This window comes from Promicromonospora sp. NPDC050262 (assembly GCF_040655935.1).
Taxonomy (GTDB): Bacteria; Actinomycetota; Actinomycetes; order Actinomycetales; family Cellulomonadaceae; genus Promicromonospora.
Window position 1 is genome coordinate 277,487 of record NZ_JBFAKX010000001.1, and the last position, 10,870, is coordinate 288,356.

Sequence of the window (10,870 nt, forward strand, 5' to 3'; positions counted from 1 at the left end):
GGAACCCGCGCGGCCCGCCTACGGGCCGGGGACCGGTCAGCCCAATGGTCAGCCGCCGTTCGGCCCCGCGTCACCCCGGGGCCAACAAGCGCGGCCACGATCGGCCCCGTGGAAAACAAGCTCTCTCGCCGCTCCCTGCTCCAGGCGGCCGCGGCCGTCCCGGTCCTCTCGGCGGCCGCCGCGGCCGCCGGCACGACGTCGGCGGCGGCCGCGCCGTCGTCGGCCTCCTCGAACGGCGGCCGCCCCGACGCGGCCGCCGCGCGGTTCACGATCGCCGTCCTGCCCGACACGCAGTACCTGCTTGACGACGGCGGCTCCGACGCCGAGCCCGTCCGCGCGACGCTGCGGCACCTGGTGCGCGAGCGCGCGCAGGACAACATCGTGTTCATGACCCAGCTCGGCGACGTGACGGAGCACGGCACGGCCACCGAGATGCGCGCGGCGAGCCGCGCGTTCGACGCCGCCGGCCGGCTGCCGTACAGCGTGCTGGCCGGCAACCACGACGTCAGCGGTGACGACCAGCGCGGCGACTCCCCGTACCTGCGTACGTTCGGGCCGCAGCGCTTCTCCCGGATGGAGACCTACGGCGGCTCCTCCCCCGACGGCTACAACAGCTACCACGTGGTCCGCGGCGGCGGGCGGGAGTGGCTGGTCCTGGCGCTGGACTGGCGCCTGTCCGACGCCGGGCTCGCCTGGACCCAGGGCGTCCTGGACGAGCACCGCGAGCTGCCCACGATCCTCACCACCCACGACCTCGTCTGGGCCGAGGACGACGGCCTGGCCCACCTCTCCGACAACGGCCGGCGCCTGTGGGACCGTCTCATCAAGGGCAACGACCAGATCTTCCTCGCGCTCGGCGGGCACTACTGGCCGTCCGGCCGCACCACGCTCACGAACGACGCGGGCAACCCCGTGCACCTGCACATCACCAACTACCAGGACCGCTACTACGGCGGCGCCGGCATGGTGCGGTACTACAGCTTCGACCTGGTGCGCGGCGTGATCGACGTCGACACGTTCTCGCCCTGGCTGCTCGCCAAGAACGACCCCACGCCCCTGGAGGCGGAGCACGTCGAGCTCAGCGGCGACGTGGACCGGTTCACCGTCGAGATCGACTTCGACGAGCGCTTCGCCGCGTTCGCGCCGCCGGTGCTGCCCGCGCCGCTGCCGCCGTCGGCCGTGATGCCGCGCGGCACGGTCGCGTACTGGCGGTTCGACGCCGCCGGCCTCGCCGCCGCGGGGTCGGACGGCGCCCCGGTCGCGCCCGGCACCGTGGCCCGCGACCTCACGGGCAACGGCAACGACCTGACCTCCGAGCTCCTGCACTCCAGCGCCCCGGAGGCGCTGACCTGGTCGGCCGAGCACCACGACGCCCAGCCGGCCCGGGCGAGCCTGCGGTTCGACGGCGGCAAGGGGCCCGACCGGGGCGCCGTGCTGCGCACCGGCCCGAACGCGCCGGTCAACAGCGCGACGTTCGAGTCCGGCTACACGATCGAGACGTTCCTCAAGCTGCCGGAGCCCTTCGAGGGCGACCACTCCTGGATGGGCATCCTCAGCTGGGAGGGCCGCGCGGGCGACGCCGGCAAGCACAGCGGCTGGTCCGACGACGAGCCGACGTGCAGCCTGAACCTGTCCGGCGAGCGCTTCCTGCAGTTCGTCGTCTACCCCGTGCCGGTCGACGCCGACCCGACGTCCTGGAGCCACGCCGTGCCGGTGGGCCGCTGGATGCACGTCGCGCTCGTCAACGACGGCCGGCACACGGTGATGTACGTGGACGGCTCGAAGATCGTGCGCAACGCCGCCGAGGAGTCGCGCGGCATCTCGACGCTCGGCAAGCCGTTCGCGATCGGCGGCACGCAGTCGGCGGAGAAGTACGGCCAGGGGTTCTACGGCTGGATCGGCGACACCCGGATCGTGTCGCGCGCGCTGCGGCCGGACCAGTTCCTCACGGCGCGGAGCCGCTGAGGCGCGCCCGGACCGCCGTGAACACGCACGGGGGCACTGATGTCCGGAAAGGCCGTGCTCACGGCCGCGCAGACCGAGCACTGGGGCGCCCCGGGCGTCGAGACGATCGACTTCCAGGTCTTCGCCGAGTCGGAGAGCACCGGCGTCGTCAGCCGGTTCATGGGCGAGCTGCCCCCGGGCGAGGAGGGCCAGTTCCTCCTGGACAACTTCGTCCCCACGATCGAACCCTGATCCCCGGTTGAGCTGAGGAGAGGCGGGTCCCGGCGCGGTGCCGGGGCCCGCCTCACCCCGTGCCCGTCTCGCCCGCGAGCGCCCCCACCAACCGGTCGACGAACGCCGCCTGCGCGCTGACGACGACGCGCCGCGCGTCGTCGGGCGCGAACCAGGCGACGCGGTCGATCTCGGGGATCTCAAGGCGCTTGCCGGACCGCGGCGGCCACTCGATCTCGACCGTGTTGCTGCTGATCACGGACAGGTCGGGTCCGGGATCGGGCCACTCGCGCGCCCAGGCGTGGACCACCTTGCCGGCGCGCTGCCGCACCTCCCCGAGCGCGAGGTCCGGGCCCGACGACGGCGGCAGCTCCAGCCCGAGCTCCTCCCCCGCCTCGCGCAGGGCCGCCGCGTGGGGCTCCTCACCGGGTTCGAGCTCGCCCTTGAGCAGCGACCACGATCCCGCATCCTTGCGGGCCCAGAACGGTCCGCCCATGTGGCCGAGCAGCACCTCGACACCGCCGTCGGGCAGCCGCCGGAAGGGCAGGAGTCCCGCGCTCGTCGTCGCCATGGGGTCCAGTCTGCTTCCTGACGTCGCTACGGTTCCAGGATGACGACGATCACCGACCCCGCGGACCGCTTCGACATCCCGTTCACCGCCGACGAGAAGCAGACCCTCCTCGGGATCCTCGCGTTCCAGCGCGACCGCTGCGCTGGAAGGTCTCGGGGCTGAGCAGCACGCTGCTGGCCTACCGGCATGCGCCGAGCACCCTGTCGCTCGGCGGTCTGCTCAAGCACCTCGCCGTCATCGAGGCGGCCTGGGTGAACGTGACGTTCGCGGGGACGGTCGAGACGCCCACCTGGTACGCCCAGTACAAGGAGCAGGAGGGACGGAACGACTGGACCTTCAGCACCGCCGCGGACGACTCGCCCGAGCAGCTGCTGGCCTGGCTCGACGAGGCCCAGCGCACCACGGAGCAGATCGTCGCCGAGACGGCAGACCTCGACACGATCGCGCAGGAGAAGTTCTGGGACGGCCAGGAGGCCACGCTGCGGTGGATCCTGCTCCACCTGATCCAGGAGTACGCCCGGCACCTGGGCCACGCGGACCTGCTCCGCGAGGCGATCGACGGGTCGGTCGGTATCTAGCGCGGACGAGAACGCCCCGTCAGCCCGTCGGTACTCGTCACCTCGTCGGCCTCCGCCACGACATCTCCCCCAGCCACGACTCCAGGGTGACGGTGACGGTCTCCGGCGCCTCGCCGACCACCCCGGTCTCGCAGTCGAAGGTCTCGCCGACCCGGACGACGAGCGGGTCCGGGCAGCTCACCTGGACCGGAATGCTGCTCTCGTAGAGCGAGGTGCCGTCCCCGGTCGAGTACGAACCCTCGATCGAGGACTCGACATCGGTGGGCTCCAGCTCGACGCCGCCCGCGTATCCCACGAGCGGCGTCGCCAGGACGGAGGCGACGATCACCCCGATCCACCCCACCAGGGGCCACCAGCTCGTCCTCGTCAGCCGGATCCGAAAGACGAGGTAGAGCGGCGCGAGCAGCAGCCCGCAGACGTAGAGGTGGACGGGCACGCGGTAACCGGCCTGGCGCAGGAGGGTCACGTCGGCGACGAAACAGGCCAGGTTGAGGACACCACCCACGGCCAGGATCCCTCCGGTCGACGGCGTACCAGACCTCAGGAGCACGATGTCGACGAGGACCAGGACGACCTGCACGGCCGTGAACGCCCAGAGGGCAAGGCTGCTCGGCGTGTCGAACTCCGAGGCGCCGTGGTGCTCCGGGACCCACGGCCCCTCGACAGGGTGTCCCTCGTCGTCGGTCCAGAACGACCAGTCCACGGGGGCTGCCGGCCAGTCGGGCTGGGGCCGCCAGCCGGCTGCCGGCGACCAGTCCTCCGGGGGCGTTGGCCAGCCAGGCGGTGAGCTGAAACGCATGGGGTGATGCCCTCGCAGATCGTCGGGTTAGACCATGACGCCGCTGAGTATGGCAGCGCGGAGGCCCTGGTCACGCCGTCGTCGACCCGGGAGGAGAGCGGGCCACGCCCCCGCGTGCGAGACCATGGGCACATGCCCTCCCCCGTCCGCCCCGGCCTGGCCGTCAGTCCCGCGCTGACCATCCCCCGCGCCGAGCTCACCGAGCGGTTCTCCCGCTCCTCCGGCCCGGGCGGTCAGGGCGTGAACACCACCGACTCGCGCGTCGAGCTGTCCTGGGACGTGGCCCGGTCCGCCGTCCTGAACGACACGCAGCGCCAGCGCCTCCTGGAGCGACTCGCGGGCCGGTTGGTCGACGGGGTCCTCACCGTCGTCGCCTCGGAGCACCGGGAACAGCGCCGCAACCGCGACGCGGCCGCCACGCGCCTGGCCGCCGTCGTCGACGACGGACTGGCGCCCGGCCCGCGGAGCCGCCGCGCCACCCGCGCCACCCGCGGGTCGCAGGAGCGGCGGCTGACGGCCAAGAAGCAGCGGTCGGCCACCAAGAAGCTGCGCTCGTCGCGGCCCCGGCGCGACGACTGACGCCGCCCACGGGTGACTTGCGCGGGGCACGCCGATGTTTCACCACGGGTGCCGATCGCCACGTGGACGGCAGGTTGTCAACGATGCCGATCGGGCCATCATGACCTCAGACCGGACACCCCGAGGGAGGCTGAATGGCCAGTTCGTTCGGCCCGCTCCTGCGCGGCCTGCGGCAGTCCACCGGACTGACGATCGGGGAGCTCTCGCACGCCTCGGGCGTGAGCGTGCGTGCCATCGGCGACATGGAGCGCGGCGTCAGCCGCGGCCCGCAGCGCCGCACCGTCGAGGCACTGGCCGACGCGCTGGGGCTCGACGACGAGCAGCGAGCAGAACTCGCCGACACCGCCAGGGCCGGACGGCCGCGGACAGCCGACCCCGCGCCCGAGCAGCCAGGTTCGAACGCGCTGCCGCGCAGCCTCGGCGACTTCGTGGGCCGGACGGCGGAGCTGGAGCTGCTGGACGAACGGGCGCGGACCGCCTCCGCGGACGGCCCCACCCCGGTCGTCGTGGTGCACGGCGCGGCGGGACTGGGCAAGACGGCGTGCGCGGTGCGGGCGGCCGAGCTGTTGCACGAGAGGTTCCCCGACGGCGGGCTCTACGTGGACCTGCGCGGCGTCGACCCCGCGCCGATGGCGACCACGGACGCGCTGCGCCGACTGCTGCTGGCGTCGGGGCTGGATGCCCGCGCGATCGCCGAGGACCAGCACGAACGCGCAGGTCAGCTCAGGGCCATCCTGGCGGACCGGCGGTCTCTGGTGCTGCTGGACAACGCCGCGGACGAGGCCCAGGTGCGGCCCCTGCTGCCTGCGCACGGCGCGGGCATGGTGATCGTGACCAGCCGCCGCACGCTGGCCGGGCTGGAGGGAGTGACCCGGGTCCCCCTGGCGCCGTTCTCACCGCAGGAGTCCGCGGAGCTGTTGGAGGCCCTCTCCAACCGGACCGCCGACGGGAACGCGGTGGAGACGGAGACGGCAGCGGAGACGGCGCGGGTGTCCGAGCTGTGCGGACGCCTGCCGCTTGCCCTGCGGATCGCCGGCACCCGCCTGGCTTCCCAGCCGGAGTGGACCATGCGGCACCTGGCCGAGCGCCTGTCGGACGAGGACCGCCGGCTGGCGAACCTCGCGGTGGGCGACGTCGGGGTGGAGGCGGCGTTCGCGCTGTCCTACGTGGCGCTGCCCGAGCAGGCCAAGGAGTGCTTCCGGCGGCTGGCGCTCGTCCCCGCCGTCGACTTCGGGGCACCGATCGCCGCGGTGCTGACCGAGGCAGACCGCTACGACGCCGAGGACCAGCTCGACGAGCTGGTCGAGCTGGGCCTCCTCCAGCACGAGGGCACGGACCGCTACCGCTTTCACGACCTGATCCGGCTGTACGCGAACCATCGCCTGCACGAGGAGGAGTCCGACGCGGCCCGGGCGACGGCCGAGCGCCGTATGACGGACTGGCTGCTGGAGACCGCGACGGCGGCCGGCCGGTGGTTCGACGGCGACTCCCCACCGGCGGGCGACGAGGGTCACGTCCGGTTCACCTCGCCGGAGGAAGCCCGGGTCTGGCTGCTGGTCAAGAAGGAGTCCTGGCTGGCTGCGCTGCGGCTCGCGGCCGTCGCGGGGCGGGACGCGCAGGTGGCCCGGTTCGGTGAGGCGATGAACTGGATCGCCAACGAGACCCAGGTGTGGGCGACCGACTGGCTGGAGGTGTTCGGGCTCACCCGCTCCGCCGCCGCGCGGCTGCCCGACCGCCGCGGGGAGCTCTGGCACACGATCCGTCATGTCTGGGCACGCCTCACCGTCGCCGCGCAGCGACGTGACGACAAGGCGTTGCGGGAGGCCGCGGAGCAGGCGATGGAGGCCTACCAGCTCGCCGAGGGCCTCGGGGCGGTCAGGGAACAGGCGGAGGCGGTCTGCAACGCGGCCGAGGCCTGGCGACTCGCGCACGACGACGACCGGTCGCTCTGGGCCTACACCCGCGGGCGAGAGCTGGCCGAGACCGCCGGCGACCAGAGCACCTACTTCTGGGCGAGTGGCGGCCTCGTGGTGGGGCTCGCCCAGGCCGGCAGGTACGACGACGCCCTCAAGGCCTTCCGCTCCATGCTCAGGACGATCGAGGAGCTCCCGGCACCGACGGCCGCGGCCGAGAACACCCGATGGTTCGCCCTGGCCCGCTTGTCCACGCTCCTCGCCGACGCGGGGCGCTACGGCGACGTCGTCGAGATCGCGAGGACGTCCGCGGCGGCCCTCCTCGAGGAGGGCAACAACTGGGCACCGCTGACGCACCGGGCGGTCGGCCGGGCGTATCTCGGGCTCGGCGCGAACGACAAGGCCCGCGAGCACCTCACTCTGGCAATCGGGCGGGGAGAGGCCCGGGGAAGGTGGCAGCCGCGGCCCGCGTTCGTCGACGAGGTGAATGCCCTGATCGCAGCTCTCGACGATGAGGCCGGAGCCCCTGAGGAGATCAGATGACCGCCCCCTTCGGACCGTACCTGCGGAGCCTGCGGCAGTCCGCGGGCCTGACGATCGAGGAGCTCTCCCACACCTCGGGCGTGAGCGTGCGCGCCATCGGCGACATGGAGCGCGGTGTCAGCCGGGGTCCGCAACGGCGCACGGTCCAGGCCCTCGCCGAGGCGCTGGGGCTCGACGCCGAGCAGCAGGCCGAGCTCGCCGACGCCGCCCGGGCGGGCCGGCCGCGCACGGCGGATCAGCCGTCGCGACGCCCGAGCTCGTACGGGCTGCCGCGCGGCCTCACCGACTTCGTGGGCAGAGCGCCCGAGCTGGGGGCGCTGTGCGACCTGGCGCGGACGGCTTCCGCGGACGGTCCCGTGCCGGTCGCGGTGGTGCACGGGGCGGCGGGGCTGGGCAAGACGTCGTGCGCGGTGCGGGCAGCCGAGCTGCTGGCCGAGGAGTTTCCCGACGGGCAGGTCTACGTGGACCTGCGCGGTGTCGACCCCGAGCCCATGGCGGCCACGGAGGCGCTGCGCAGGCTGCTGCTCGCCATCGGCCTGGACCCGCGGGCGATCGCCGACGACGAGCAGGAACGAGCGGGACAGCTCCGCGCCGCCCTCTCCGAACGGCGCTTCCTCGTCGTGCTGGACAACGCCGCGGACGAGGCCCAGGTGCGGCCGCTGCTGCCCGGCGAGGGTGCGGGCATGACGATCGTGACCAGCCGTCGCGCCCTGGGCGGACTGGACGACGTCGCGAGGATCGCCCTCGCGCCCTTGTCGCGGGAGGAGTCCGCGGAGCTGCTGCGCGCCGTCTCCGGGGACGTCCGTACGGAGGCCGCCCCTGGCGACTCGGTGGAGGCGGTGCGGGTGGCACAGCTGTGCGGGCACCTGCCGCTGGCGCTGCGGATCGCCGGCACCCGGCTGGCGTCCCGCTCCGGCTGGACGATGCGACACCTCGCCGAGCGCCTGTCGGACGAGGACCGCCGGCTCGCGAACCTGGCGGTCGGGGACGTCGGGGTGGAGGCGGCCTTCGCCCTGTCCTACCTGGCGCTGTCGGAGCGGGACAAGAGGTGCTTCCGGCGGCTGGCGCTCGTACCCGCCGTGGACCTCGGGGTGCCGGTCGCCGCGGTGCTGACCGAGGCAGACCCGTACGACGCCGAGGACGAGCTCGACCACCTGGTCGAGCTGGGCCTGCTGCAGCACGAGGGTGTCGACCGCTACCGGTTCCACGACCTGATCCGGCTGTACGCGGGTCAGCGCCTGCGCGAGGAGGAGACCGCCGGGGACCGGGCGGCGGCCGAGCGGCGGATGACCGACTGGCTGCTGGAGACCGCGACCGTGGCCGGGCAGGTCTTCGAGGCCGACGACGAGGCGCCGCCGCCACCCCGCACGGGCCTGGTCGCGCTGTCGATGCCCACGGAGGCCCGGGTGTGGCTGGAGGCGGAGCAGGAGACGTGGCTCGCCGCCCTGCGGCTGGCGGCCGCCGCGGAGCGGGACGAGCAGGTGGCCGAGCTCGGCGAGGCGCTGCGCTGGTACGCGGGCGACAACCAGCAATGGTGCCGTGAGTGGCTGGAGGTGTTCGGGCTGACCCGAGCCGCGGCGGCACGGCTCCCCGACCGCCGTCGCGAGCTCTGGCACATGAACCGCTACGCCTGGGCGTTCACCACCGCCGACACCGCCCAGGGAGGTACGCGGGCGCGGGAGGCGGCGGAGCAGGCAATGGCGGTCCACGAGCTCGCCGCGAGCGCCGGCGGCCGTCCGGGAGCAGGCGGACGCCCTCTGCAATGCGGCCGAGGCCTGGCGGATCTGCCTGGACCACGACCAGGCGCTCCAGGCGTACGCCCGGGGCCGGGAGCTGGCCGAGGCCGACGGCTACCACGGGACCTTCTACTGGGCGAGCAACGGCCTCGCTGCGACGCTCGTCGACCTCGACCGGCGGGACGAGGCGATCGAGGCCTACCGGGACGTGCTGCGGAGCATCGACGAGCTGGGAACGGCCTCCGCCGCCGTGCAGCACGCGCGCATGTTCGCCCAGGCGAGCCTGGCGGGCGCGCTCTGCTTCGCGCAGCGCTTCGAGGAGGCCGTCGAGGTGGCCGAGCCTGCCCTGGCCGAGAGCGTCGAGCGGGGCAGCAGCTGGTGGATCTCGTTGATGCACTGGGTGCTGGGCACCGCCTATGCCGGGTACGGCGCGAATGACGCGGCCCGCGACCACCTGACCCAGGGCATCGAGCGTGCGGAGGAGCGCGGCACGTGGATCCCCGCGATGCTCGGGCGGATGAAGGAGAAGCTGGCGTCGCTCGACGTCAGGCACTGATCGCCGCGCTCCTCCCCGCCTGCTCCGGCCAGCCCGCCTCGACGACGCCGTCGACCGGGCCGCCGGCCGCCCGGCGCGCGACCGCACCGGCGATCTCCCCGGAGCCGATCGGCTGGAGGTGGCCCAGCAGCACCCGCACGGGCGTGTCGGCGGCCGCGGGCTCCCGGACGACCCTCGCGTAGTCGAGCAGGTGCGTGGCGCGGACGATCGAGTAGCGGAGCCCGGACGCGGCGACGAGCCGCTCCTGGGCGGCCCGGGCGCGCAGGTAGTCGCTGCCGGGGAGGCGGTCGCCGCCGACGACCGAGAGCGCGACGTAGTGGCCCACGCCCGCGCGCCGGGCGGCGGCGAGCAGGTTGCCCGTCGACGTCACGAAGTGGGCGGCGAGGTCCGTGGCGTCCGACCAGGGCGCGCTCGACATGTCCACCAGCACGTCGGCGCCGGACGCCGCCTCGGTCAGCCCCACGTCGGCGAGCGCGTCGCAGCCGGTGCCCGGGGTGGCCAGAGCCGCGTCGCACCCGCTCGCGCGGAGCCGGGTGACCACCTTCGAGCAGATCAGGCGCGTCCGGCCCACGACGACGATCCTCATGACGCCCCCCCAGCTCAGGCCGCGGCCGCGGGCGGCGTGGCGGACCTGCCGTCGTCGGCCACCAGCAGCCGCTCGAGGTCGCCCAGGTCACCGTTGCGAGCCGCGTCCAGGAACGCCGCGACGAGGCGGCGGCACGCCGTGGGCGAGACCGGGCGCGCGCGGTCACCGACGAGGCGCGCCTGCGCGCGGCTGACGAGCTGCCGGGAGTTCGCGGCGCTGGTCCGGAGCAGCCGCGCCAGGTCGGCGTACGGGTAGTCGAAGCCGCGCCGCAGCACGTAGGCGGCCAGCTCCCCCGGCGTCAGCCTCGTCAGCAGCAGCGCGAACGCCTCCTCGGCCGCCCCCGTCTGCTCGGCCTGCAGGCCCGGGTCCTGGTCGGAGGCCGAGCGCGCGGCGTCGGGCACCGGCACCGTGGACAGCAGGGACTCCCGGCGGTACCGGGCGGACTGGATGACGTTGAGGGCCAGGTTGGTCGTGGTGGAGGTGAGGAAGGCGGCGGGGTTCCTGACCTTCGTGCGGTCGGTGCGCTGCCAGCGCACCCACGCCTCCTGGACCACGTCGTCGGCCTCCGCGGGGTTGCCGGTCACCCGGCGGGCGATGCGGACCAGCTGGGTCCGCTGGGCGAGGAAGACCGAGAGCGCGGCGTCGTGCTCGGCCGGACCGGTGGGGATCTCGTGTGTCGTCATGCCGTTCACCCTCGGCGCGGCGTCGGGCGGACCGCGCCACGGTGACTCCGTGGTCGGGTCCGTGGTGCACCCCGGGGAGCCGTGCCCCCGGGCAGAGACCGCCCCCTACTTCTGCCTGCCGTTCTGCCTCGTCAAGCATTCGACCGTCGAG

General features: G+C 73.9%; 12 protein-coding genes. 8 read left to right on the forward strand and 4 right to left on the reverse strand.

Annotated elements, in window-relative coordinates; translation table 11 throughout:
• Positions 1 to 108: 108 nt before the first annotated feature.
• Together AB0I29_RS01225 and AB0I29_RS01230 are read left to right on the forward strand one after the other, a co-directional pair.
• Positions 109 to 1,965: a LamG-like jellyroll fold domain-containing protein gene (locus AB0I29_RS01225; RefSeq protein WP_357477025.1), complete on the forward strand. Its 1,857-nt coding sequence runs from the start codon at positions 109 to 111 to the stop codon at positions 1,963 to 1,965.
• 39 nt (positions 1,966 to 2,004) lie between these two features.
• Positions 2,005 to 2,196 carry a hypothetical protein gene (locus tag AB0I29_RS01230; RefSeq protein ID WP_357477028.1) on the forward strand — a complete coding sequence of 64 codons (192 nt, stop codon included), beginning with the start codon at positions 2,005 to 2,007 and terminating at the stop codon, positions 2,194 to 2,196.
• Between the two features lie 52 nt (positions 2,197 to 2,248).
• Here the strand turns inward: AB0I29_RS01230 and AB0I29_RS01235 are convergent, their stop codons facing one another.
• Positions 2,249 to 2,746, reverse strand: a complete 498-nt coding sequence (locus AB0I29_RS01235) for an NUDIX domain-containing protein (RefSeq protein WP_285101432.1) — start codon at positions 2,744 to 2,746, stop codon at positions 2,249 to 2,251.
• 39 nt (positions 2,747 to 2,785) lie between these two features.
• Here AB0I29_RS01235 and AB0I29_RS01240 point away from each other — a divergent pair, with 39 nt between their 5' ends.
• Together AB0I29_RS01240 and AB0I29_RS01245 are read left to right on the forward strand one after the other, a co-directional pair.
• On the forward strand, positions 2,786 to 2,908 hold the full coding sequence (locus AB0I29_RS01240; protein ID WP_357477033.1) for a hypothetical protein: 123 nt from the start codon (positions 2,786 to 2,788) through the stop codon (positions 2,906 to 2,908).
• An 11-nt stretch (positions 2,909 to 2,919) separates the two neighbouring features.
• A complete protein-coding gene (locus tag AB0I29_RS01245; RefSeq protein ID WP_357478102.1) occupies positions 2,920 to 3,324 on the forward strand; it encodes a DUF664 domain-containing protein in 405 nt (134 codons plus the stop codon).
• A 37-nt stretch (positions 3,325 to 3,361) separates the two neighbouring features.
• On the opposite strand, the gene AB0I29_RS01250 is transcribed toward AB0I29_RS01245, so the two are convergent.
• Positions 3,362 to 4,027 carry a DUF4333 domain-containing protein gene (locus tag AB0I29_RS01250; RefSeq protein WP_357477036.1) on the reverse strand — a complete coding sequence of 222 codons (666 nt, stop codon included), beginning with the start codon at positions 4,025 to 4,027 and terminating at the stop codon, positions 3,362 to 3,364.
• 228 nt (positions 4,028 to 4,255) lie between these two features.
• Here AB0I29_RS01250 and arfB point away from each other — a divergent pair, with 228 nt between their 5' ends.
• The 4 genes from arfB to AB0I29_RS01270 all read left to right on the forward strand — a co-directional run bounded on the left by arfB (position 4,256) and on the right by AB0I29_RS01270 (position 9,450).
• Positions 4,256 to 4,702, forward strand: coding sequence for an alternative ribosome rescue aminoacyl-tRNA hydrolase ArfB (gene arfB, locus AB0I29_RS01255; RefSeq protein WP_357477039.1), 447 nt, complete (start codon positions 4,256 to 4,258; stop codon positions 4,700 to 4,702).
• 134 nt (positions 4,703 to 4,836) lie between these two features.
• Positions 4,837 to 7,158: a helix-turn-helix domain-containing protein gene (locus AB0I29_RS01260; protein ID WP_357477042.1), complete on the forward strand. Its 2,322-nt coding sequence runs from the start codon at positions 4,837 to 4,839 to the stop codon at positions 7,156 to 7,158.
• On the forward strand, positions 7,155 to 9,332 hold the full coding sequence (locus tag AB0I29_RS01265) for a helix-turn-helix domain-containing protein (protein WP_357477045.1): 2,178 nt from the start codon (positions 7,155 to 7,157) through the stop codon (positions 9,330 to 9,332). Before AB0I29_RS01260 ends, AB0I29_RS01265 begins: the two co-directional genes overlap by 4 nt.
• Positions 9,286 to 9,450 carry a hypothetical protein gene (locus AB0I29_RS01270; RefSeq protein ID WP_357477048.1) on the forward strand — a complete coding sequence of 55 codons (165 nt, stop codon included), beginning with the start codon at positions 9,286 to 9,288 and terminating at the stop codon, positions 9,448 to 9,450. The genes AB0I29_RS01265 and AB0I29_RS01270 overlap by 47 nt, the downstream gene beginning before the upstream one ends.
• On the opposite strand, the gene AB0I29_RS01275 is transcribed toward AB0I29_RS01270, so the two are convergent.
• Both AB0I29_RS01275 and AB0I29_RS01280 read right to left on the reverse strand, forming a co-directional pair.
• Positions 9,440 to 10,036, reverse strand: a complete 597-nt coding sequence (locus AB0I29_RS01275; RefSeq protein WP_357477051.1) for an NAD(P)H-binding protein — start codon at positions 10,034 to 10,036, stop codon at positions 9,440 to 9,442. The genes AB0I29_RS01270 and AB0I29_RS01275 overlap by 11 nt on opposite strands.
• A 14-nt stretch (positions 10,037 to 10,050) precedes the next feature.
• Positions 10,051 to 10,719 carry a sigma-70 family RNA polymerase sigma factor gene (locus AB0I29_RS01280; RefSeq protein ID WP_285101417.1) on the reverse strand — a complete coding sequence of 223 codons (669 nt, stop codon included), beginning with the start codon at positions 10,717 to 10,719 and terminating at the stop codon, positions 10,051 to 10,053.
• Between the last annotated feature and the right edge of the window lie 151 nt (positions 10,720 to 10,870).

What these genes read in the sequence shown, in the direction of transcription:
- AB0I29_RS01230 (WP_357477028.1), top strand. Translation starts at nt 2,005, where the DNA reads ATGTCCGGAAAGGCCGTGCTCACGGCCGCGCAGACCGAGCACTGGGGC.
- AB0I29_RS01235 (WP_285101432.1), bottom strand. Translation starts at nt 2,746, where the DNA reads ATGGCGACGACGAGCGCGGGACTCCTGCCCTTCCGGCGGCTGCCCGAC.
- AB0I29_RS01240 (WP_357477033.1), top strand. Translation starts at nt 2,786, where the DNA reads ATGACGACGATCACCGACCCCGCGGACCGCTTCGACATCCCGTTCACC.
- arfB (WP_357477039.1), top strand. Translation starts at nt 4,256, where the DNA reads ATGCCCTCCCCCGTCCGCCCCGGCCTGGCCGTCAGTCCCGCGCTGACC.
- AB0I29_RS01260 (WP_357477042.1), top strand. Translation starts at nt 4,837, where the DNA reads ATGGCCAGTTCGTTCGGCCCGCTCCTGCGCGGCCTGCGGCAGTCCACC.
- AB0I29_RS01265 (WP_357477045.1), top strand. Translation starts at nt 7,155, where the DNA reads ATGACCGCCCCCTTCGGACCGTACCTGCGGAGCCTGCGGCAGTCCGCG.
- AB0I29_RS01270 (WP_357477048.1), top strand. Translation starts at nt 9,286, where the DNA reads ATGCACTGGGTGCTGGGCACCGCCTATGCCGGGTACGGCGCGAATGAC.
- AB0I29_RS01275 (WP_357477051.1), bottom strand. Translation starts at nt 10,036, where the DNA reads ATGAGGATCGTCGTCGTGGGCCGGACGCGCCTGATCTGCTCGAAGGTG.
- AB0I29_RS01280 (WP_285101417.1), bottom strand. Translation starts at nt 10,719, where the DNA reads ATGACGACACACGAGATCCCCACCGGTCCGGCCGAGCACGACGCCGCG.